The following is a 21,314-nucleotide window of genomic DNA, read 5'->3' as shown; positions in this document are numbered from 1 at the left end:
CGATCCCTGCGTCTTGGACATCGTCTTGCACTAGGGCCACCGCAGAACCACGCACAGATGAACACCGCGCACAGGTGAACACCGAGGCACACAGATGGGGGAGGACGTCGGATGCCGCAGACCGAGGCGACCGAGGCACCGGTTGACAGAAGGACCGGCGCACCGGTTACCGAGGAGGCTCCGACCGCGCGGGCCCGCTGGTGGACCGAACTGCCGCTGATCCTTCTGGTGTACGGGGCGTACTCGGCCGGCCGGCTCCTGGCGCGCGGCGACACCGCCCACGCCGTCGACCACGGCCTGGCGATCCTGCGGTTCGAGAAGGCCCTGTGGCTGAACGCCGAGCATCCGCTGAACCGGCTGTTCACGCGGGAGCCCTGGATCGGGATACCCGCCGACTTCTGGTACGCGTCGCTGCACTACCTGGTGACGCCCGCGATCCTGGTGTGGCTGTTCCGGTCCCGCGCCGTGCGCTACCGCGCGGCCCGCACCTGGCTGCTGACCTCCACCTTCATCGGCCTCATCGGGTTCACCCTGCTCCCCACCTGCCCGCCCCGGCTGCTCGACCCGTCCCACGGCTTCGTCGACACGATGGCCCAGTACAGCTCCTGGGGCTGGTGGGGCGGCGAGGCCAGCGCTCCCCGGGGCCTGGGCGGCATGACCAACCAGTACGCGGCGATGCCGAGCCTGCACGTCGGCTGGGCCCTGTGGTGCGGGGTGATCCTCTGGCGCCTCGGGAGCGGCTCGCGTCTCGTGCGGACGGCCGCCGTGGCGTACCCGCTGATCACCACGATCGTGGTGATGGGCACCGCCAACCACTACTTCCTCGACGCCGCGGCGGGCGCCGCCGTGATGGGCGTGGGTCTGCTGCTGACCCCGCTGGTGCTGCGGATCGCCGACCGGTTCCGGGCGGCGCTCGGTCTCGCGGCGGCGGCCGGCACGGCGGCCGGGGACCGGTCCGGCGGCGTCGGCGGACGGCGCGCGGAGGAGCCCGTCACACCCGCCACCGCGGCCTCGCGGGGCTCGGTCTCCCCCATTGTCAGTGGGGAGTGCCAGACTTCCCCGGGTGAGCGAATTCCACGGCAGCGGATCATCGAGCCCGAGCCGGGTGCCGTCCCCGCGGAGGCGGGGGACGGGGCTGCGGCAGCGGCTCGCTGAGCTGCGCGGACCCGAGGTCCCCCCGAAGGCGCTGGACGCGCGCGCCCTCGCCGCGCTCGCGGCCAACCCGGGCTGTGAGCGCCGCGCCCTGCTGGACGGCGCGGGGGTGAACAAGGCGGTGCTCGCCGACGCGCTCGGCTCGCCCTCCGCCTTCGGCCAGTCCCAGTTCGCCTTCATGCGGGGCAACGCCTTCGAGGCCCGCGTCAAGGCGGACGGCGGCGCGGAGCTGCTGCGGCTGGTGCACGAGAGACTGGACCCCGGCGCCGGGCCCCCGGTGTCGGCCTCGGTCCCCGACCTCACGGCCGTGGGCCCCGAGGGCCGCACCGCCCGTACGGCGCTGGCGCTGCGCGAGGCCACGGAGTCCGGCGGCTGGACCCTGCTCGACCACCCGATGCTCGCGCTCGACGTCGCGGGCACCCCCGCGTTCCTGGAGCCGGACGCGGTCGTGGTCCACCCGGACGGCACCTGGTCGGTCGTCGAGATCAAGTCCTTCCCGATGCTCGACGGTTCCGCGGACGCGGCGAAGGTGGGCGCGGCGGCCCGCCAGGCCGCGGTGTACGTGCTGGCGCTGGAGGAGGTCGCCGCCCGGCTCGGCGGCGAGACGCGCGGGGACGCCCCCGCGCCCGAGGTGCGCCACCGGGTGCTGCTGGTCTGCCCCAAGGACTTCACCAACCTCCCGACGGCCGCCGCCGTGGACATCCGCAGACAACGGGCGGTCACCCGCCGCCAGTTGGCCCGGCTGACCCGCATCGAGGAGATCGCGGACACCCTCCCCGAGGGCACCTGCTTCGCCACGGACCTGCCCCGGGAGCGGCTGACGACCGCCGTCGAGGCACTGTCCGCCACCTACGCCCCCGAGTGCCTCGCCGCCTGCGAGCTGGCCTTCCACTGCCGGGCCCGCTCCCGCACGCAGGGCGCGGTGACCTCCCTGGGGCGGGCCGCCCGCGCCGAGCTGGGCGGCCTCACCACCGTCGACGAGGTCCTGGCGGCGGCCCACGGCCGGGCCGGTGACCCGGACGACCCCGCCGTGGCCGCGCTGCGGCGGGCTGCGGAGCTGCGGGCGGAGGCGCTCGGCACCGCGGGCGCCGCGCGGGAGGGCGCCGCGTGTCGCTGATCGCCACTCTCGCCCGTCTCGAAGCCGTCAGCTCCGGCCGCGCCCAGCCCGCGGCCACCGTCCTGCACCGGCATCTCTCGGACCACCCGCTCGTCCTCGTGCCGCTCACCACCGCCGGTGAGGCCGGGGCTCCGCTCGGCGCGCTCGTCGGCACCGACCGGGACGCGCCCCGGCTGCTGGTGGTGCCCCAGCCCCGGGACCGTGACCTGCGGTTCGCGTTCCTGGCCGAGCTGGCGGACATCGTGCTGCCGTACGTGGACTCCTACGCCGACGTGGTGGAGGCGGCCGAACGCACCGAGACCGACCCGGAGACCGGCAAGCGCGTCAAGGTCGAGGTCGAACTGTGCGCGGACGCCCCGCAGTTGATCCTGCCGAGCCGGACGGGCATCGATCTCGTCCGGCTCCTCGGCCGCTCCACGCGGTTCCGGCGCACCGCCGAGCAGGACCCCGAGGCACCGCATCCGGCGCCGCCGCGCGTGCCGCTGCTCGGGCGGTGGCTCACGCACTTCGGGGAGCGGGCGCGGGTGCCGGGCTCCTCGCTGCTGCTCGCGCTCACCGACCTGCTGTCGCGGCACTGGGCGACCGGCCAGTCCGGGGTGGAGGACCAGCATCTGGGGTCGCTGCTGGCCTGGATCGACCCCCCGGAGGGGGAGTCGGGCGAGGCGGCGGCGCGGCGGGCGGAGCTGGCGCGGGACGCCGAGGGCCAGTTGCTGTGTCCGCCCGCCGGGCCCGCGACCGACCCGGCCTTCGACAACAAGCTGCTGGCCCCGGCCGTCGAGCGGTACGACCTGGCACGGCTCGCCCTGGCCGCCGCCGAGGACGGCCTGGAGGCCGACGACCGGCTGGGCGCGCTGACCGCCGCCGAGCGGGAGATCCGCGCCCTGGTCGAGAGCCGCACCCGGCCCACGTGGGACGCGGTCTGGCACGGCCTGGACCTGCTGCGCGCCCTGCCGGAGGGCGCCCACGCGGCCGACCGGTGGACCCGCGACCGCTGGTCCTTCACCGGCCACCGGGACCGGATCGTCGCCGGGGAACCGCCGCAGCCCCGGATCGACGACGCGGTCACCGCCGCGAACAAACTGGCCGCGCGCGAGCGGGAACAGGCCCGGCTCGACGCCCAGGAGGCCCTGGACGACCCGCTCGTCATGGCCGGGCGGCGGCTGGCCGGCGAGGCGTTCGCCGGGGAGGTCACGGACGTCGTGATGGCGTACAGCGAGAGCAAGCGGCCGAGTCCGCGGCCGCTGGTCACCGTACGGACCGAGGACCGGCCGCATCTCGGGGAGCGCGCGAAGGTGTACCGCTCGCTGGGCGGGAAGCCGCAGACGGCCGAGTTCGTGGGGTACGAGGCGGACGACGAGGAAGAGGGGGGCGGCCTTCTCGTCCTGCGGATCATGGACAGAATGGGGCGGGGCAAGGAGCCGGAGGCGGGGTCGGTCCCCGAGAAGGGGGAAGCGCTCTGTTTCACCCTGTTCGAGCACGACCAGCGGGGCGGGGCGAAGCTGCCGGACCCGGAGGACACACCGTGGACGCACGGGGGGCCGCCGGGTGAGCCCGACGCCGTACCGCTGCCGGACCCGGTGACCGAGGAGGACGTTCTGTGACCCCCACCGAGGCCGTGCTCGACCCCGGGGCCGCGGCGGGCCGTGCCACCGACGCCATCCTGCGCGACACGCTGCACGGGGACGCGCGCGGCGTCGTCGTCGACTCGCCGCCCGGCGCGGGGAAGTCGACCCTCGTCGTCCGCGCGGCACTCGAACTCGCCTCCGCCGGGCGCCCGCTGATGGTCATCGCGCAGACGAACGCGCAGGTCGACGACCTGGTGATCCGGCTCGCGGAGAAGGAGCCGGATCTCCCGGTCGGCCGGCTGCACAGCAGCGACAGCGACCCGTACGACAAGGCGCTGGACGACCTGGCGAACGTACGGAAGTCGGCGAAGGCTGCCGAGCTGACCGGGCTGGACGTGGTGATCTCCACGGCGGCGAAGTGGGCGCACGTCAAGGGCGTCGAGCCGTGGCGGCACGCGATCGTCGACGAGGCGTACCAGATGCGGTCGGACGCGCTGCTGGCCGTGGCGGGGCTGTTCGAGCGGGCGCTGTTCGTGGGTGACCCCGGGCAGCTGGACCCGTTCGCGATCGTGGGCAGCGAGCAGTGGGCGGGGCTGTCGTACGACCCGTCGGCCTCGGCGGTGTCGACGCTGCTGGCCCACAACCCCGATCTGCCCCAGCACCGGCTGCCGGTGTCCTGGCGGCTCCCGGCGTCGGCGGCGCCCCTGGTGTCGGACGCGTTCTACCCCTTCACCCCCTTCCGCAGCGGCACGGACCACGGGGACCGGCGGCTGGGGTTCGCGGTGCCGTCGGACGGTTCCGGCGCGGACCGGGTGATCGACGAGGCGGCCGAGTCGGGCTGGGGGCTGCTGGAGCTGCCGGCCCGGCACACGCCACGCACCGACCCGGAGGCGGTTCATGCCGTCGCCCTGGTCGTACGGCGCCTTCTCGACCGGGGTGGGGCGGCGACCTCCGAGCGGTCCGAGGAGCCCGTGCCGCTGACCGCCGACCGGATCGCCGTCGGCACGGCCCACCGCGACCAGGCCGCCGCGGTGCGCGCGGCGCTGGCCGAGCTGGGCGTCACCGACGTGGTCGTGGACACGGCGAACCGGCTGCAGGGCCGGGAGTACGACGTCACGGTCGTCCTGCATCCGCTGTCCGGTCGTCCCGACGCCACGGCGTTCCACCTGGAGACCGGGCGGCTGTGCGTCCTCGCCTCCCGGCACCGGCACGCGTGCGTCGTGGTGTGCCGGGCGGGCGTCGACGATCTGCTCGACGACCATCCCTCGACCGAGCCGGTGCAGCTGGGGGTGACCGTGAAGTTCCCGGACGGCTGGGAGGCGATGATGTCGACCTGGGACCACTGGTCGAAGCACCGGGTGAGCCTGCGCCCCTGACCGCGCGGGGTCCTGCTGCCGGCTCCGGGGGGGCGCGGTGCGGGGCGGTCCCGGCGGACGCGAGCGGGGCGGCGCCTCCCGGGCGCAGGTGTGCGGGGGTCCGCGGTTGGAAAGCCTCGGCAGGGTCGGTGCCTACTTGCGCGGTCACGAGAGAATGGACGGTGGCTCTCCACCCGGGACACCCCCGGGGACCGGCCCACCGAACCGTCGTACGAGGAGGAGAAGACATGGCGGAGCCCACGCCGCGTCGGAACGAACCGCGGCTACGCCCCGCGCCCCTGCTCTTCGAGCCGGCGGAAGCGGCCGGCGATCCCGAGCACTTCTTCGACCTGGAGTCGATCGACGATCCGCGGGCACTGCTGTCGCGGGCGACGGAGCTGGCGCAGGCGTTCCGGGCGGCGGCGGACCGGGCCGTGGAGTTCCAGGCGATCGCGGCGGCGCAGTTGGCGGACCCCAGGCGGTTCGACCGGCTGACCCCGGCGGACATCGCGGAACGGGCGGAGTGGACCGAGGACTACGCCAAGAAGATGGTGGAGTACGGGCGGGAACTGCAGCGAGGTCGGGACGTGAGCGGGCCGGAGTCCCTCTGACCGGAGTCCCTCCGGGTGGGGGGATCGGGGACGGGGCGCCCCGAGGGCCGGGGCCGGACGGACCGGGTCGGCCGAGGCCCCCGGCCCTGTCGTCACACTCCCGTCCGCCTGGCCCTCCGGGCGACGACGGGAAGACGAAGCAAGGCCCTGGGCGACCAGGCCCCGGGCCCGGCCCGGGCACGGCAGGCCGCGGCACCGGCACCCGACAGCCGTGGGCTCCGCGCCCCGGCGGAGGCAGCCGCACCCGCACGGCTGCCCCCGCCCAGGAGTTCCGCCGCACCGGCGCTCGGCACGTCGGGTGTCGCACCCCGGCCCCAGAAGGCCACCGCCGCCCGCACCCCCTCCACCTCCGCGGCACGCCCGCCTTCGTAGCGGGGACCGTCGGTACGAAACGGCTTCTGGCATATGCCGGGTGGGCAAGATACCCCACTTGCCCACCTCACGTCCCAGTTTCCGGCAACCGCCCGGGGTCGGGTGCTCACGGGCGGTAGACCTAGAGGCATGAGCGGTGGAGTGGAGACGGGCAGGTACCCGCAGGACGGGGACGACGTCGCGGGGGTCACGGCGGACGGGGCGGCTTGGCTGGCCTCGGCAGGAACGTATCCGCGCAGCACCCTGACGCTGTGGGAGGAGCGGCCCTCGGCGCCGGTGGTGCTGCCGTGCGGGTCCGTCTTCGACGTCGTCAGCGTGCCGGCGATCTTCGGGCGGCGCATGCTCGACCGGCTGTGGGACGAGGGCCCCGGCTCCGGCCCGGTCGCCGTCTACCGGGGGCGCATGCTGCTGTTCGCCTCCCCCGGCACCGCCCAGCGGCTGCCCACCCTGCTGGCGTGGGAGGAGTGGGGCTCTCCGGGCCGCACCGGCGCCGTCCCTCCCCTCCTCTGTCACGGCACCGGCGACGCGGTGACCGTCCCCGCCGTGCTCCGCACCGAGCCCGAGGACGACCGAGCCGGCCGCCCCGACGAGGGCCGCGGCAGCACACCGGACGCACCAGGAACGGGCCACCTCGGATCCCGCTGGCTCGTCGCCCCGGACACCCGCCGACCTTGGCTTCCGGGGCCCGACGTACTGCTCTGGGCGGCGGTCCGGGCAGCCCGCGCGAGCACCTCCGCGACCGTGCGCGTATCGATTTTTCCTCCCGCCGATCAGGGTGCTAAGGTCTACGACGTCAGCAGGCGCCGCTAGCTCAGTTGGTTAGAGCAGCTGACTCTTAATCAGCGGGTCCGGGGTTCGAGTCCCTGGCGGCGCACGACACGAGAGAAGCCCCTCGCGAAAGCGGGGGGCTTCTCTCGTTGCCCCGCCACACGCCACTCCCCTCCCCCGCCCCCTGTCGCTCCGTCGTGCCGCACCCCTACCGCTCCGTCGTGATCCGCACCGCCCACGCCCCCGTGGCCGTACGCCCTTCCACCGCCACCCGCACACCCTCCCCGGGCACGGAGAAGCTCTCGCCCACCCCCACCGGCGCGTCCGCCAGCGGCGGGTACACGGACTCCTCCCAGCACGCCTCGGTGCGCGGATGGGCGTCGAGGACCTCGATGGGGCCGCTGCCCGACTCGGCGCCGCCGCGGATGCGGTAGACGAGGACGCCCTGCGTGCAGACGGCGGCGTCGTTGCCCACCGCCCCCCGCGCCTCGATCGCCAGCGCGCTGTCGGGACCGGTCCGGACGACCGCCAGCTTCGTCCCCCGCCCGGCGCCGAGGGCCGGCACCCCGGCCGGGGCCACCGCCCCGACCGCGCCGGCTCCCCCACCGCCCGCCCGTCCGACGGCCCGGCCGTCCACGGCCCGACCCGTACCACCCGCCGCGGTCTCCCCCTCGTACGCCCCTCTCGGTCCCGCCCCCACCGCCTCCAGCGTCAGCCGGGTGCTCCCCGCTCCCCGTACGCATGTCACCTGGCGCGGTTCCAGCCAGCCCAGCTTCCACTTGTGCCAGGCGAACAGGTCCGGGGCGAGGGCGAACTGGCTGCCCATGAGGTCCCAGTCACCGACGTGGGTGTCCCAGTCGCCCTTGCCGTCGGCGGGGCGGCGATAGAGGTCGGGGAGGTCGAAGACATGGCCGGTCTCATGGGCGAGGACGAGACGGTCCGGCGGGTGCCGCTCGAACACGGTGACGACCCGGCGCAGGCCCGTGCCGTCGATGTCCAGCGGCGCCTCGAGGTTGACCACCTTCGTGGCGTCCGAGTCGACACCGGGCGCGTGCGGGTCGGCGACGAAGTACACGATGTCGTAGCGGGAGAAGTCGACGTGCGGGTCGGCCGTGGCGAGCGCGTCCCTGAGATAGGCGGCCCGGTGCGTCGCGTTCCAGTCACGTCGTATGGCGTACGCCGTCGACGGCCGGGGCATCTCCAGCCACTCACGGCGCGGATGAGGGTGGAGCGCGAACTTGCCATAAGACGCGCGTTCGAAGAACTCACTGGTGGCCGGAAAGTGATCCGCGGTCAGCTCCGCCGGTGTGGTGAGAGGGGCCGCGTCCGGGAATGACAAGAATACGAGTACGGCGTCGAGGTCGCGGGTGGGGCGCGGATACGCGGAGTTCCAGGTGTCGAGGCCCTCCGAGTGGTGCGCCTGGGTGCGCCGCAGCGTGCACGGCTCCGACAGCGGCACGGCGGAGGGAGCCGCGATCAGGGAGGTCGCGGCGAGCGCGGTGAGGGAGGTGAGCATGGCCGCAGTGCTGCGCAGCATGGGCGCCCGGTCGCCGAGGAGTTCCTTCCAGGGGAGCGGACGCTGCACGGAGACCTCCGGATGCGGATCTTGTGGACACCGCGTCCAGATTTTCTGAATTAGTAGTACTTTGCCCTGTTTGCCTGCACCAGAAGGGTGAGGGAGAGGCGAGATGGAGCCGGATGACCTCTGATGGCCGACACCCCGGACACTCACGGAACGTCACAAGCGGTCGACGGAACGGGGAAGCCGTTCAGCTCGGGGCAGAAACGATCTGCCAGATCAGGTCGTTGTTCAGGGAGACTGGAGAGTGGCTGGAAGCCCTTGGGGGCAACCTCTATGATCGGCACACTTTCCTGCACGGACACGGCTAGAGCGCCCCTACGTACCGGTTCGGCCGCTCCGACGAGACACATGAGATCCGTACGAAAACGAGTGCACTGCGGGAGCGAACGGTGAGCGGAACGTCCCAAGGGCCGGCGCCCGCGGCAGACCTCGTCCGGCCGGCAATCACAGAGCGTCACGCCAATGCGTCAGTTCAGTCGTCCCCGTCGGCGGAGGAGAGTCCCACGACCCCCGCCGCCTTCTCCGTCGCGCCGCTGGCCATGGCCGTCGTCGACCGGGACGGACTGGTCGTCACCGCCAACGGGGCGATGGGGACACTGCTCGGCACGGGCACGGAGCCGCTGACCGGACGGGTCGCCGCCGATCTGGTGGACCTCGCCTCGGACACCCGCACCTGGCACGCGTACCGCGAGGTGCTGCGCGGCCGGCAGGCCCGGCTGCGCTGTACGCGCCGGCTCAAACAGCCGGACGGGAGCTGGCTGTGGGTGCAGGTGTCGGTGGCACCGCTGCCCGAGGAGGAGCGGGCGGTGCTCCTGTCGGTCGCCGACATCAGCGCCAATCGTCAGCTTCAGGCCAGGCTCCGCCACCTGCAGATGCACGACCCGGTGACCCGGCTCCCCAACCGCACCCTCTTCTTCGAACACCTCTCCGCCGCCCTCGAACGCGAGGGGTACGACGAGGTCGGCACCGGCCGGATCGGCCTGGTCTATCTGGACCTGGACGGGTTCAAGGCGGTCAACGACACCCTCGGCCACCGTGTCGGCGACCGGCTCCTCGCGGCCGTCGCCGAGCGGCTCACCCGGTGCGCCGAGGAGGCCGCCCTGCTTCGCAAGCCCGGTACGCCCGCCGGGGCACCGCTGGTGGCCAGACTCGGCGGCGACGAGTTCGCGCTGCTCGTGGAGGACTCCACCGGCACGGAACAGCTCGCCGACCTGGCCGACTCGGTCCTCAAGGCACTGCAGGCGCCCTTCGACCTGGCCGGTCAGCGGTTGTCCGTCTCCGCGTCGATCGGGGTCGTCGAGCGGCAGTCGACGAGCACGACGGTGACCGGGCTGATGCAGGCCGCCGACACGACGCTGTACTGGGCGAAGGCCGACGGCAAGGCCCGCTGGACGCTGTTCGACCCGGAGCGCAACGCCCACCGGATGACCCGTCAGGCCCTGTCGTCCACGCTGCGGGCGGCCGTCGGGCGGGGCGAGTTCGTCCTGGAGTACCAGCCGCTGGTGGGCATGGCGGAGGGTGAGGTGCGCGGGGTCGAGGCGCTGGTGCGCTGGCATCACCCGCAGTTCGGCCTGTTGACGCCGAATCGGTTCATCTCACTGGCGGAGGAGGACGGCTCGATCGTCCAGCTCGGGCGGTGGATCCTGGCCACCGCCTGCCGGCAGGCCCGCCGCTGGCAGACCGACCATCCCGACCGGGCGCCGATCTTCGTCAGCGTGAACGTGGCCGTCCGCCAGGTCTGGGACTCCGACCTGGTCGCCGACGTCGCCGAGATCCTCGCGGAGACCGGCCTCGCCCCGCATCTGCTGCAGCTGGAGCTGACCGAGTCCGCGCTGATGGGCTCCGCCGGCCGCCCCCTCCAGGCGCTCAGGGCCCTCAGCGACATGGGCGTACGCATCGCCATCGACGACTTCGGCACCGGGTACTCCAACCTCGCGTACCTGAGCCGGCTGCCGGTGTCGGTGCTGAAACTGGACGGGGCGTTCGTACGCGGGTTCCAGTACGAGGGCGGGGAGGAAGGCGCGGGGCCCGGTGCGGCCGGGCCCGGGGCCGACGACGTCGCGGACGCCGGACAGCCCAGTCCCGCCGACGAGATCATCGTCGAGGCGCTCGTCCAGCTCGCCCACCGGCTCGGGCTGTCGGTCACGGCGGAGGGTGTGGAGACCGACGCGCAGGCGTCCAGGCTGCGCCGGCTCGGCTGCGACACCGGGCAGGGGTGGCTGTACTCCCGCGCGGTGTCGCCGGAACGGATCGCGGAACTGCTGGGGGCCGCGGCCTGCCCTCAGGCCTGACCCTCGGTGCGCGGCAGGTCGTAGGCGTCCGCGATCAGCTCGTACGAGCGCAGGCGCAGCTCGGCGCTGTGGGCGTGAGTGGTGAGCATCAGCTCGTCGGCGCCGGTGCGCTTGTGGAGGTCGTCGAGGCGCGTGCGGACCTCGTCGACGGTGCCGTGCACGACGTCGGCGTTCCAGGAGTCGATGAAGTCCCGCTCCACCGCGCTGAACTCGTACGCCTCCGCCTCCTCCGGCGTCGGGACGAGGCCGGGGCGGCCGGTGCGCAGCCGGACCATGTTGAGCGCGGCGGCCCTGACCTGACGGCGGGCCTCCTTCTCCTCGTCGGCGGCGAGGGCGGAGACGCCGATCAGCGCGTACGGGGCGTCGAGGACCGGCGAGGGACGGAACGACTCGCGGTACAGGTCGAGCGCCGGGATCGTGTTCCGCGCGGAGAAGTGGTGGGCGAAGGCGAAGGGAAGGCCGAGGGAGCCGGCCAGGCGGGCACTGAAGCCGGAGGAGCCGAGCAGCCACACCGGGGGGCGGTGCGGCGACTGGACGCCGCCGGGCGAGGTGGCCTGGACCGGGCCGGGGACCGCGTGGACACGGCGGTAGGGGTGGCCGTCGGGGAAGTCGTCGTCGAGGAACCGGGTCAGCTCGGCGAGCTGTTCCGGGAAGTCGTCGGCGCCCTCGTTCAGGAGGGCGGAGCGGCGCAGGGCGGCGGCGGTGGCGCCGTCCGTGCCGGGGGCGCGGCCGAGGCCGAGGTCGATACGGCCGGGGGCCATCGCTTCGAGGGTGCCGAACTGCTCCGCGATCACCAGGGGGGCGTGGTTGGGGAGCATCACGCCGCCCGAGCCGAGGCGGATGCGGGTGGTGTGGGCGGCGAGGTGGGCGAGGATCACGGCCGGGGAGGACGAGGCCACACCGGGCATGGAGTGGTGCTCGGCGACCCAGTAGCGGTGGAAGCCCCTTCGCTCGGCCTGACGGGCGAGGGTGACGCTGGTGCGCAGGGCGTCCGAGGCGGTGCGGCCGGCGCCGACGGTGACCAGGTCGAGGACGGAGAGGGGGAACGGGGCGGTGCCCTTGGTTTCGCCTCGTATCTCGTCTGTGGTCACGGTGGGGCCTCCTGGGGGCGTGCGGGTGAGTGGTGCGGCGGTACGGGGTGAGTCAACAGGAGGGTGGCTCCGGTTATTCCCCCGCCCCCGCCGCCCCTGAAACGGCCGGCGGCCCGTTCCAGGGGCTCGGGTGGTCATACCTGCACGATGGGTTCCCTGGTGAACAGCTGGCCCAGTCGGGGTGCGTTGACCCTCCTGTCGGCCAGCCTCAGGGCCTCCCAGAGCGTGACCTGGTTGGCGGTGAGGACCGGTTTGCCGAGTTCCTTCTCCAGGGTGGGGAGGTGGGAGGCGGTGTGGAGGGCCGTGTCCGGGAGGAGCAGGGCCTGCGCGTCCGGGTGGTCGCCCGCGCGGGCGAGGGCGAGGGTCTCGTCGAGGCCCCAGGTGCCCACCTCCGCCGCCGTGACGATGCCGGCGCCCCGGACGGAGAGGACCTCGACGCCGGCCGCCGCCAGGAAGTCGACGAAGAGGCGGGCCACGTCGTCCGGGTAGGTCGCGGCCACGGCGACCCGCGTGGCGCCGACCTCCCGTGCCGCGTGGGCGAACGCGAAGGACGTGGAGGAGGCCGGGAGGCCCGCCGCGAGGGCGAGGGCCCGGATCTGCTCGTGGGCGCCTTCGTAGCCGTGGACGAAGCTGCCGCTGGTGCAGGCCCAGACGACGGCCTCCGCACCGGACAGACGCAGGGCCTCGCAGCCGGCGGCCAGCCGTTCGGGGGCGCCCATCTCACGCAGGGCGTCCACCCGGTGGGCGTCCTCGCCGATGTCGGTGTGCACCACGTCCACCCGGATGTCGCTGCCGAGCAGTTGCTCCATCCTCGGATAGTCGTCCTCGGCGGAGTGGCCCGGATAGAGGAAACCGAGTGCGGTCATGCCCAACCTTCCTGTTCTTCCGGCAGTACCGGCGGTGGCGGAACAGGCCCCGCACCGAACGGCAGCCTGGCCGACTCGTCGAGCAGAGCCTGGTACGGACCCACCGCCCGGGTACCCAGATGACGCAGTGCCGCCCACATCGTCACCTGGTTGGCCGAGATGACCGGCATCCGCAGTTCCGCTTCGAGCTGGGGGATGACGTCGTAGGTGGGGAGGTTGGTGCAGGCGATGAAGAGGACGTCGGGGGTCGTGGCGCGGACCGCCCGGTGGGCCATGGCGACCACATCGCGGTAGGAGACCTTCCAGATGTGCCGGACCAGCCCCAGCGAGGCCCGGCCGGTGACCAGGATGCCCGCCTGCCCGAGGTACTCCTCCAGGGACCGGGTGACCGAGACGGTGTACGGGGTGACCAGGGCGACCCGGCGCGCGTTCAGCTCGGCCAGGGCGGCGAGCAGCGCGCCGGAGGTGGTGACCGCGTGCGCGGCGCCCGCGCGGATCATGGCCTCACCCATCGCGCGCTCCCCCGCGACCCCTGCGACGAAGCTGCCGCTGGTGCAGGCGTAGGCCACGGTCTCGGGCGCGACCTCGTTCAGGGCCCGGACCGCCTCGTGGAGCGTCTCGTGCTCGGAGACCAGGCGGGCCAGGTGGAGGCTCACCTCGACCGGGACGTACGGGGTCCGGGTGAGATGGAGGGAGACGTCGTCCGGGACCCACCGCCACAGTTCGCGGTCGAGGGCGAAGTCGAAGGGGGCGATGACACCGATGCCGCGCTGCGGTCGGGGCCCACCGAGGAAGGAGACGTTCATGACGGTCACCGGCCTCACGGAGAGAGATGTGCGGACGACAGAACGTGCGCAAGTCCGTGTTGACGAAGGTAGGTTCGGGTGCGAGCGTGGTCAATCAGTGCATGTCACACGCTTCTCGTGGGGTGTCCGGTGTCCTCTCTCGTCCCTTCCTCTCCCGCGGACCCGTCGCGGCGTCCGCGCCTCCTCGTCCTCGACGCCGAGCCGCGCCCCCGGCTCGGCCGGCTCACCGGGCGGGCCACGGTCGAGTACGCCGACGCCACGACGCTGGCCGAGCGGCTGCCGTACGCCGACGTGCTGCTGGTGTGGGACTTCACCTCCTCTGCGGTGCGGGACGCCTGGCCGGGCGGCGGGTCCCGGCCGCGCTGGGTGCACACGGCGAGCGCGGGCGTCGACCATCTGCTCTGTCCCGAACTGGTCGCCGACGAGGAGGCGGTGGTGACGAACGCGCGCGGGGTCTTCGAGGCGCCGATCGCCGAGTACGTCGCCGCGCTCGTCCTCGCCATGGCCAAGGATCTGCCGCGCAGTTGGGAGCTGCAGGGGCGGCGGGAGTGGCGGCACCGGGAGACGCTGCGGGTGGCGGGCGGCCGGGCGTGCGTGGTGGGGTCCGGGCCGATCGGGCGGGCGATCGCGCGCTGTCTCAAGGCCCTCGGTCTGCACACGGCACTGGTCGGCCGGACCGCGCGGCCCGGAGTGCACGGTCCGGAGGAACTCGACCGGTTGCTGGCCCGCGCCGACTGGGTGATCGCGGCCGCGCCGCTGACGGAGGCGACGTACGGCATGTTCGACGCCCGGCGGTTCGGGGTCATGCAGCCGTCCGCGCGGTTCGTGAACGTGGGGCGCGGGCAGCTCGTGGTGGAGGACGCGCTCGTGGAGGCGCTGCGCAAGCGGTGGATCGCGGGGGCCGCGCTGGACGTCTTCGCGCGCGAGCCGCTCGGCCCGGACGACCCGCTGTGGGAGGTTCCCGGGCTGATCGTCTCTCCCCACATGAGCGGGGACACGGTGGGCTGGCGGGACGAACTCGGCGCCCAGTTCGTGGAGTTGTTCGAGCTGTGGGAGGCGGGCAAGCCGCTGCCCAACGTGGTCGACAAGAAGCGCGGGTACGTGCCCGGGCACTGAACCCCCTGGGAGGGGCCGGATGTCGGAGCTGACGGAACTGTCCGCCGTACGACTGGTCGAGGGGTACCGCAAGGGCGAGTTCAGCCCGGTGGACGTGGTGCGCGCGGCGCTGGAACGGGCCGAGCGCGTGCAGCCGGCCGTGAACGCCTTCGTCCGTGTCGACACCGGGCCGGCCCTCGCGCAGGCGCGGGAGTCGGAGGCGCGCTGGCGGCGCGGGGAGCCGGCCGGGGCGGTGGACGGGGTGCCGGTCACGGTGAAGGACATCCTGCTGATGCGGGGCGGGCCGACCCTGCGGGGCTCCAGGACGGTCTCCGCGCAGGGGAGTTGGGACGAGGACGCGCCGTCCGTGGCCCGGCTGCGGGAGCAGGGGGCCGTCTTCCTGGGGAAGACCACGACGCCCGAGTTCGGCTGGAAGGGCGTCACCGACTCACCGCTGAGCGGTGTGACGCGCAATCCGTACGACCTCTCGCGTACGGCCGGGGGCTCCAGCGGGGGCGCCGCGGCGGCCGTCGCGCTCGGGGCGGGACCGCTGGCGCTGGGCACGGACGGGGGCGGCAGTGTGCGCATCCCGGCCGCGTTCTGCGGGGTGTTCGGGCTGAAGCCGACGTACGGACGGGTGCCGCTGTATCCCGCGAGCGCGTTCGGCACGCTGTCGCACGTGGGGCCGCTGACCCGGGACGCGGCCGACGCCGCGCTGATGCTGGACGTCGTCGCCCGGCCCGACGCGCGGGACTGGTCGGGGCTCGCACCGCCGTCCGGTTCCTTCGTGGACGCGCTCGCCGGCGGGGTGCGGGGGTTGCGGGTCGCGTACTCGGCCTCGCTGGGCGGGCAGGTGGCCGTACAGCCCTCCGTCGCCGGCGCGGTGCGGCGGGCCGTGGAGGGGCTAGCCGGGCTCGGGGCGTACGTCAGCGAGGCCGATCCCGACTTCTCCGATCCGGTCGGGGCGTTCCACACGCTGTGGTTCAGCGGGGCGGCGCGGGTGACGCAGCGGATGGGGGCACGGCAGCGGGCGTCCCTGGACCCCGGGTTGCGGGAGATCCGGGACGTGGGGGCTCGGGTGTCCGCGCTGGAGTATCTGGCCGCGGTGGATGTGCGGATGGATCTCGGGCGGCGGATGGGGGCGTTCCACGAGCGGTACGACGTACTGGTCACGCCCACGTTGCCGGTGACCGCGTTCGAGGCGGGGGTGGAGGTGCCGCGGGGTTCCGGGGGACGGCGGTGGACCGCGTGGACGCCGTTCACGTACCCGTTCAACCTGACGCAGCAGCCGGCGGCGAGTGTGCCGGTGCGGGTGGAGGGGGGCGGGCTGCCGGTGGGGTTGCAGGTGGTGGCGGCTCGGCATCGGGACGATCTGGTGCTTCGGGTGGGGCATGCGTTGTACGAGGCGGGGATTGCGGGGGTGGCTGCGCCGCGCCTCTGAACGGCCCTGCCGCCGCTTGGGGGGTGGAGGTGGGGTGCGATGTCGGGTGCGGGTGGGTGGGGGCTGGTCGCGCAGTTCCCCGCGCCCCCTGGAAGCATCAGACCCGGGCCGGAAGAGCAGGGGCGCAGCCCGTGCTTCTCAGGGGCGCGGGGAACTGCGCGAGACACCCCGCCGGGCCGCACCCGCCGAACCGACGGACGTGCCGCCCCTCACGCCCTGCGGAACCGCAGCGTCTCCCCCGCCGCCCCCGCCCGCCACAGGTCGTTGCACGCCTGCGCCATCTCCTCCAGGCCCGACACCACCTGGCCCCAGACGATGCCGGGCACCCAGCCCACGTCCCCGTTCAGCAGCAGGTTGTTGCGTTCGTAGAAGAGGGCCAGGTCGACGAGGGTCGTGCCGGGGCGGACGTCACGGTCGTAGCCGTAGGCGCTGGTGGCCAACTCCGTGCCGGCGAAGGAGAAGTAGCACAGGTCGCCCGGGATGGGCGTGACCGTGGGGTTCTCCAGGGGCGGCTCGCGGTCGGCGAAGGGCGGGAAGAGGGCGTAGATCTCGTTGCGGGCGTACTTGGCGTGGTAGACGTCGCCCGACAGGGGCAGCGCGTCCCACACCGCCGCGCAGGTGACCGGCGCGCGGTCGTCGAGCAACCGGGCCGTGCAGCGGACCCCGCGCCGCTCCAGCGCGATCTCGATGTGCCGTTCCGCCGGCTCCGCCGGTTCCGGCATCGAAGCCTCCTCGCGTCGTCGCAGTGTCATCGCACCCGGCGCGCGCCTGCCCTGTTTCCCGGGCTTCAACCCGGTCCGTTCCCCGCCGGTTCCCCGTCCTCGTCCGCGCGTGAAGGACCGGAAAAGAACCGGCATACCCGTTGGCGCCTCGGGTAGCCGCGCGGCCATGGCTCGATTGCACGCACACGACAGGAACGGCCGGCGTCCCAGCAGACCCGGCATCCCCCGCCGCACCCTGCTCACCGGCACCGCCGCCCTGGTCGGCACGGGCGCGGTGGTGGGGGCGAGCAGCGGATGCAGCCGGGTGGCGACCGCGGACACCGGCGACGGCGGGCAGCTGTTGCAGCAGCTGCGGGCGAAAGGCACCGTACGGCTGGGGATCGCGGGCGAGCAGCCGTACGGCTACATAGGCAAGGATGGCGAGGTCACCGGCTCCGCGCCGGCCATCGCGAGGCGGATCTTCCGCAGACTCGGCGTGGCTCACGTCGAGCCGTTCCCCACCGAGTTCGGTTCGCTGATCTTCGGGCTGAACTCGCTGCAGTTCGACGTGGTCGCCGCCGGGATGTACATCAACCCGGAACGCTGTGAGCAGGTGCTCTTCGCCGATCCCGAGTACCAGATGAAGGACGCCTTCATCGTGCCCCGGGGGAACCCGAAGAAGCTGCGCACCTACGCCGACATCGCCCGCACCGGCGCCCGTATGGCGACCGGCATCGGCTACGCGGAGATCGACTACGCCAAAGAGGCCGGGGTGAAGCACATCGACACCCTGCCGGACCAGCTGGCCGGTCTCCTCGCCGTCGAACAGGGGCGCGTCGACGTGTTCGCGGGCACCGCCGTCACCGTGCGGAACGTGGTCGAGCAGACCGGGAGCACGAAGGCGGAGGCGACCGACGAGGTCACCCCGGTGATGGACGGCGAACCGGTCGTCGACGTCGGCGGCTTCGCGTTCCGCATGCCCGAGCGGAACCTGCGGGACGCCTTCAACCGCGAGCTGCACAAGATGAAGCGGAGCGGGGAGCTGCTGGAGGTCATGCGGCCCTTCGGGTTCACGAAGGACCAGATGACCGACATCAAGGCAGAGGAGAAGTGCCGCGCATGAGTGCCTTGGACGAGACGGCACACGTGCGTGCCGTGAACGGGCTGACCCTCGCCGGGCCCCTCGACGACCTCGCCTTCGGCTCGGGTCTGTGGGAGCTGCTGCTGCGCGGTGTGTGGATCACCGTCCAGCTGACCGTGTACGGCGCTGCCCTCGGCGCCGCCGTCGCCTTCGCCGTGGGGCTCGCCCGGCAGCACCGGCTGTGGATCGTGCGGTTCGTGGCGGGCGTGTACTTCGAGATCTTCCGCGGCACCTCCGCCCTGGTGCTGATGATCTGGGTGTTCTTCGTGGTGCCGCTGACGTTCGGCTGGCAGCTCGTCCCGATGTGGGCCGCCGTGCTCACCCTGGGCTGCACCTACGGCGCGTACGGCTCGGAGATCGTGCGCGGCGCGGTGGCCGCGGTGCCGGCCGCGCAGCGTGAGGCGGGGGTGGCGCTGAGCTTCACGCCCGCCCAGCGGATGCGGAAGATCGTGCTGCCGCAGGCCTGGCCGGAGATGGTGCCGCCCTTCTGCAACCTGCTCATCGAGCTGCTGAAGGGCACCGCGCTGGTGTCCGTGCTGGGCGTCGCCGACACGACCTTCGCCGCCCAACTGGTGCGCAACGCCACCGGGCAGAGCGCACCGGTCTACTCGGTGATCCTCGTCATGTACTTCGTCCTCGCCTTCGCCATCACCCGGGTGATGCGGCAGGTCGAGCGGCGGGCCAAGGCCGGCGTCGGACGGGCCCCCCGCGAGGACGTCCCCGGGCCGCGCGAGGCCGTGGCCGGGCGCCCGCGGGACCTGGCCGGAGCGGCTGCCGGAGCCGGAGCCGGTTCCGGAGCAGGTGGCGGAGCGGCCACGAAGACATCGGCCCCCGGAGGTGCCTCGTGAAGTGGAACTGGTCCACGCTGGACGACTTCATGCCGGCCTTCCGGGACGGCGTCCTGGTCACGCTGCAGGCCCTGCTCTGGGGTTCGCTGCTCGCCTTCTCCCTCGGCCTGGTGTGGGCTCTCGCCCAGCGTTCGTCGCTGAAGGCGGTGCGCTGGCCGGTCAAGGCGGTCACGGAGTTCATCCGCAACACCCCGCTGCTGGTGCAGCTGTTCTTCCTCTTCTACGTGCTGCCCGAATGGGGCCTGACCCTGTCCGCGCTGGCCACCGGCGTACTCGGCCTCGGGCTGCACTACTCGACGTACACCGCCGAGGTGTACCGCGCCGGGATCGACGGTGTGCCCGCCGGGCAGTGGGAGGCGGCGACGGCGCTCAGCCTGCCGCGCTCGCGCACCTGGACCGCGGTGATCCTGCCGCAGGCACTGCGCCGGGTCGTGCCCGCTCTCGGCAACTACGTCATCGCGATGCTGAAGGACTCGCCGATGCTGATGACCATCGGTGTACTGGAGATGCTCGGCGAGGCCCGCCAGTTCGGCTCCCGGACCTTCCAGATGAACGAGGCCATCGTGACCGTCGGCATCGCCTTCATCCTCATCGCCTATCCCGCCTCCCTCCTCCTGCGAGCCCTGGAGCGTCGTCTTGTCCGCTGACACCCCGACCGACACCCCGCTGACGAACGAACCCGAGTCCGCCGACCGGCGTGTGGCGGACACGAACGAACTGATCCGCTTCGAGAACGTGACCAAACGATTCGGCAGCAACACCGTCCTCGACCGGCTGGACTTCTCGGTCGACGCGGGCAAGCACGTCACGCTGGTCGGCCCGTCCGGCTCCGGCAAGACGACGATCCTGCGGCTGCTGATGACCCTGGCCAAGCCGGACGAGGGGAGAATCACCGTCGGCGGGCAGCAGCTGTACCCGGCGAGCGAGAAGCAGTGCCGTGAGGTCCGCAAGAACATCGGCATGGTGTTCCAGCAGTTCAACCTCTTCCCCAACATGAAGGTGCTGCGCAACATCACCGAGGCGCCCGTCAACGTCCTCGGCCTCTCCAAGGACGAGGCCGAGGCGCGCGCCCGCGAACTGCTCGACATGGTGGGGCTCGCCGACAAGTGCGACTCCTACCCGAGTCAGCTCTCCGGCGGGCAGCAGCAGCGCGTGGCCATCGCGCGGGCGCTGGCCATGCGCCCGCAGGTGCTGCTCCTCGACGAGGTGACCTCCGCGCTCGACCCCGAGCTGGTCGCGGGCGTCCTCGACCTGCTCAGGGACATCGCGCGCACCACCGACATCACGATGCTCTGCGTGACCCACGAGATGAACTTCGCCCGGGACATCTCGGATCAAGTTCTGATGTTCGATTCCGGCCAGGTGATCGAATCGGGCAGCCCCGAGAAGATCTTCGGCGATCCGTCACACGAACGTACGCGCGAATTTCTCGGTGCGGTCATCTGACTACGCCGAGTGAAGCGGTGAACGCGTGGGAACATCCGAGGTCCGCCCGCCGGGCCATGCCTCAGGCATATGCCAGAGTGCTGGTCCGGCAGTTGGGAGGGTGGAGGGCCCGGGGAAATTCTCGTGAACAACCCCTCCGCGCAGGGCCCTTGAGCCGTATCGTGGGAAACGGCAAGCTGTCCGAAAAACGGCCCGAGAAGCGCAGGGGGAAACCGTGGCGCTCAAGCACGAGCCGACCGCGCCGTACCACTCGGCCCAGGACGCCCTGCGCGTCCTGGAGACGGTGGCGCGGCACGCAGGTGGCGTCACCGACGCCGAGATCGCCCGTCGCACCGGCGTCGACAGCGAGCGGCTGACCGCGCTCCTGCGGATGCTGCGTCGCGAGGGATACGTGGAGCAGACCACCGACGGCGCCTACGTCACCGGTGCCGCACTAGCCAGGCTGGGCTCGACGGAGGGTCACGACCAGGCCCTGCGCGAGCAGCTCCAGCACACCCTCGACCGGCTGCGCGACTCGCTCGGCGCCGCCGTCTACGTCACCCGTTACCTGGACGGTGAGATCCAGGTCACCGGCTGGGCCGACAGCGCGGCCATGCCCGCGGTCCACGAGTGGGTCGACTTCCGCTCCTCCGCCCACGCCACCGCCTTCGGCAAGGGCCTGCTGGGCCAGCTCGACCTCAACGGCAGGCGCGACCACCTCTCGCGCCACCGCCCGGCCCGGCTCACCGCCCGCACGATCACCAACGAGAAGGTGCTGCTGAGCAAGCTCGACGCCCAGACACCCACGGTTCCGGTCCTCGACCTCCAGGAGTACGCGCCGGGCACGGTCTGCGCGGCCGTCCCCCTCACCGCGGGCTCCGCCGTCGGCTGCCTCGCGCTGTCGCTCCCACTGGAGCACGCGCACCGGCTGCGGGCGGCGGCGCACACGCTGAACCGGGGAGCGGCGCCGGTACTGCTGTCGCTGGCGATCTAGACAACCCGGATCCCGCGGAGATCCAGCTCACGTTTAACTGGTCGAAGGCACCCCCGCGGACCAGGTAGTATTTTCTCTGTCGCCAGCCGCGAA

General features: G+C 72.9%; 19 protein-coding genes and 1 tRNA gene. 15 read left to right on the top strand and 5 right to left on the bottom strand.

Annotated features, from left to right (window positions below; translation table 11 throughout):
* The first annotated feature begins 111 nt into the window (after window positions 1-111).
* From ACZ6BB_RS07045 to ACZ6BB_RS07015, 7 genes are all read left to right on the top strand, one after another.
* Window positions 112-1,155 (top strand): phosphatase PAP2 family protein, encoded by a 1,044-nt coding sequence (locus ACZ6BB_RS07045; protein WP_471614289.1) that lies wholly within the window; start codon window positions 112-114, stop codon window positions 1,153-1,155.
* A complete protein-coding gene (locus ACZ6BB_RS07040; protein WP_471614714.1) occupies window positions 1,106-2,269 on the top strand; it encodes a hypothetical protein in 1,164 nt (387 codons plus the stop codon). Before ACZ6BB_RS07045 ends, ACZ6BB_RS07040 begins: the two co-directional genes overlap by 50 nt.
* A complete protein-coding gene (locus tag ACZ6BB_RS07035) occupies window positions 2,260-3,870 on the top strand; it encodes a hypothetical protein (RefSeq protein WP_471614288.1) in 1,611 nt (536 codons plus the stop codon). Before ACZ6BB_RS07040 ends, ACZ6BB_RS07035 begins: the two co-directional genes overlap by 10 nt.
* Window positions 3,867-5,210, top strand: coding sequence for a DEAD/DEAH box helicase family protein (locus ACZ6BB_RS07030; RefSeq protein ID WP_471614287.1), 1,344 nt, complete (start codon window positions 3,867-3,869; stop codon window positions 5,208-5,210). Before ACZ6BB_RS07035 ends, ACZ6BB_RS07030 begins: the two co-directional genes overlap by 4 nt.
* A gap of 227 nt (window positions 5,211-5,437) precedes the next feature.
* On the top strand, window positions 5,438-5,800 hold the full coding sequence (locus ACZ6BB_RS07025) for a hypothetical protein (RefSeq protein WP_275458218.1): 363 nt from the start codon (window positions 5,438-5,440) through the stop codon (window positions 5,798-5,800).
* Window positions 5,801-6,301: 501 nt separating this feature from the next.
* A complete protein-coding gene (locus ACZ6BB_RS07020; RefSeq protein ID WP_471614286.1) occupies window positions 6,302-6,982 on the top strand; it encodes a bifunctional DNA primase/polymerase in 681 nt (226 codons plus the stop codon).
* Window positions 6,973-7,046 (top strand) — tRNA-Lys (locus ACZ6BB_RS07015). The genes ACZ6BB_RS07020 and ACZ6BB_RS07015 overlap by 10 nt, the downstream gene beginning before the upstream one ends.
* Before the next feature lie 102 nt (window positions 7,047-7,148).
* Here the strand turns inward: ACZ6BB_RS07015 and ACZ6BB_RS07010 are convergent.
* Entirely contained in the window at window positions 7,149-8,525 is a 1,377-nt protein-coding gene (locus tag ACZ6BB_RS07010; RefSeq protein WP_471614285.1) for a M6 family metalloprotease domain-containing protein, read from the bottom strand.
* Between the two features lie 386 nt (window positions 8,526-8,911).
* Between ACZ6BB_RS07010 and ACZ6BB_RS07005 the strand changes: the two genes are divergently transcribed.
* Window positions 8,912-10,813: a putative bifunctional diguanylate cyclase/phosphodiesterase gene (locus tag ACZ6BB_RS07005; protein ID WP_471614284.1), complete on the top strand. Its 1,902-nt coding sequence runs from the start codon at window positions 8,912-8,914 to the stop codon at window positions 10,811-10,813.
* Here ACZ6BB_RS07005 and ACZ6BB_RS07000 read toward each other — a convergent pair.
* From ACZ6BB_RS07000 to ACZ6BB_RS06990, 3 genes are all read right to left on the bottom strand, one after another.
* Window positions 10,804-11,904, bottom strand: coding sequence for an LLM class flavin-dependent oxidoreductase (locus tag ACZ6BB_RS07000; RefSeq protein WP_471614283.1), 1,101 nt, complete (start codon window positions 11,902-11,904; stop codon window positions 10,804-10,806). The two genes, ACZ6BB_RS07005 and ACZ6BB_RS07000, sit on opposite strands and share 10 nt — an antisense overlap.
* 134 nt (window positions 11,905-12,038) lie before the next feature.
* Window positions 12,039-12,770, bottom strand: coding sequence for a maleate cis-trans isomerase family protein (locus tag ACZ6BB_RS06995; protein ID WP_471614282.1), 732 nt, complete (start codon window positions 12,768-12,770; stop codon window positions 12,039-12,041).
* Window positions 12,767-13,576: a maleate cis-trans isomerase family protein gene (locus ACZ6BB_RS06990; RefSeq protein ID WP_471614713.1), complete on the bottom strand. Its 810-nt coding sequence runs from the start codon at window positions 13,574-13,576 to the stop codon at window positions 12,767-12,769. Before ACZ6BB_RS06990 ends, ACZ6BB_RS06995 begins: the two co-directional genes overlap by 4 nt.
* A 129-nt stretch (window positions 13,577-13,705) precedes the next feature.
* Here ACZ6BB_RS06990 and ACZ6BB_RS06985 point away from each other — a divergent pair, with 129 nt between their 5' ends.
* Entirely contained in the window at window positions 13,706-14,692 is a 987-nt protein-coding gene (locus ACZ6BB_RS06985) for a D-2-hydroxyacid dehydrogenase (RefSeq protein ID WP_471614281.1), read from the top strand.
* A gap of 19 nt (window positions 14,693-14,711) precedes the next feature.
* Complete coding sequence (locus ACZ6BB_RS06980) at window positions 14,712-16,112, top strand: amidase (RefSeq protein WP_471614280.1); 1,401 nt, start codon at window positions 14,712-14,714, stop codon at window positions 16,110-16,112.
* A 209-nt stretch (window positions 16,113-16,321) separates the two neighbouring features.
* Here ACZ6BB_RS06980 and ACZ6BB_RS06975 read toward each other — a convergent pair whose 3' ends face one another.
* A complete protein-coding gene (locus ACZ6BB_RS06975) occupies window positions 16,322-16,834 on the bottom strand; it encodes a DUF3830 family protein (RefSeq protein ID WP_471614279.1) in 513 nt (170 codons plus the stop codon).
* 166 nt (window positions 16,835-17,000) lie between these two features.
* Here ACZ6BB_RS06975 and ehuB point away from each other — a divergent pair, with 166 nt between their 5' ends.
* From ehuB to ACZ6BB_RS06950, 5 genes are all read left to right on the top strand, one after another.
* Window positions 17,001-17,936 (top strand): ectoine/hydroxyectoine ABC transporter substrate-binding protein EhuB, encoded by a 936-nt coding sequence (gene ehuB, locus ACZ6BB_RS06970; protein WP_471614278.1) that lies wholly within the window; start codon window positions 17,001-17,003, stop codon window positions 17,934-17,936.
* Window positions 17,933-18,802, top strand: a complete 870-nt coding sequence (gene ehuC / locus ACZ6BB_RS06965) for an ectoine/hydroxyectoine ABC transporter permease subunit EhuC (protein WP_471614277.1) — start codon at window positions 17,933-17,935, stop codon at window positions 18,800-18,802. Before ehuB ends, ehuC begins: the two co-directional genes overlap by 4 nt.
* Window positions 18,799-19,449, top strand: a complete 651-nt coding sequence (gene ehuD / locus ACZ6BB_RS06960) for an ectoine/hydroxyectoine ABC transporter permease subunit EhuD (RefSeq protein WP_471614276.1) — start codon at window positions 18,799-18,801, stop codon at window positions 19,447-19,449. Before ehuC ends, ehuD begins: the two co-directional genes overlap by 4 nt.
* Window positions 19,450-19,468: 19 nt before the next feature.
* Complete coding sequence (ehuA, locus tag ACZ6BB_RS06955; RefSeq protein WP_471614712.1) at window positions 19,469-20,248, top strand: ectoine/hydroxyectoine ABC transporter ATP-binding protein EhuA; 780 nt, start codon at window positions 19,469-19,471, stop codon at window positions 20,246-20,248.
* 214 nt (window positions 20,249-20,462) lie between these two features.
* A complete protein-coding gene (locus tag ACZ6BB_RS06950) occupies window positions 20,463-21,221 on the top strand; it encodes an IclR family transcriptional regulator (RefSeq protein WP_471614275.1) in 759 nt (252 codons plus the stop codon).
* Window positions 21,222-21,314: the final 93 nt, after the last annotated feature.

It is taken from the genome of Streptomyces sp. NPDC041108 (assembly GCF_055592645.1).
This window is presented reverse-complemented; position numbering and strand designations above follow the sequence as displayed.

Excerpts from the sequence above, each read along its gene's own strand:
- ACZ6BB_RS07020 (WP_471614286.1), top strand. The coding sequence starts at position 6,302 with ATGAGCGGTGGAGTGGAGACGGGCAGGTACCCGCAGGACGGGGACGAC.
- ACZ6BB_RS06990 (WP_471614713.1), bottom strand. The coding sequence starts at position 13,576 with ATGAACGTCTCCTTCCTCGGTGGGCCCCGACCGCAGCGCGGCATCGGT.
- ACZ6BB_RS07025 (WP_275458218.1), top strand. The coding sequence starts at position 5,438 with ATGGCGGAGCCCACGCCGCGTCGGAACGAACCGCGGCTACGCCCCGCG.
- ehuC (WP_471614277.1), top strand. The coding sequence starts at position 17,933 with ATGAGTGCCTTGGACGAGACGGCACACGTGCGTGCCGTGAACGGGCTG.
- ACZ6BB_RS06975 (WP_471614279.1), bottom strand. The coding sequence starts at position 16,834 with ATGCCGGAACCGGCGGAGCCGGCGGAACGGCACATCGAGATCGCGCTG.
- ehuB (WP_471614278.1), top strand. The coding sequence starts at position 17,001 with ATGGCTCGATTGCACGCACACGACAGGAACGGCCGGCGTCCCAGCAGA.
- ACZ6BB_RS06995 (WP_471614282.1), bottom strand. The coding sequence starts at position 12,770 with ATGACCGCACTCGGTTTCCTCTATCCGGGCCACTCCGCCGAGGACGAC.
- ACZ6BB_RS07045 (WP_471614289.1), top strand. The coding sequence starts at position 112 with ATGCCGCAGACCGAGGCGACCGAGGCACCGGTTGACAGAAGGACCGGC.
- ACZ6BB_RS06980 (WP_471614280.1), top strand. The coding sequence starts at position 14,712 with ATGTCGGAGCTGACGGAACTGTCCGCCGTACGACTGGTCGAGGGGTAC.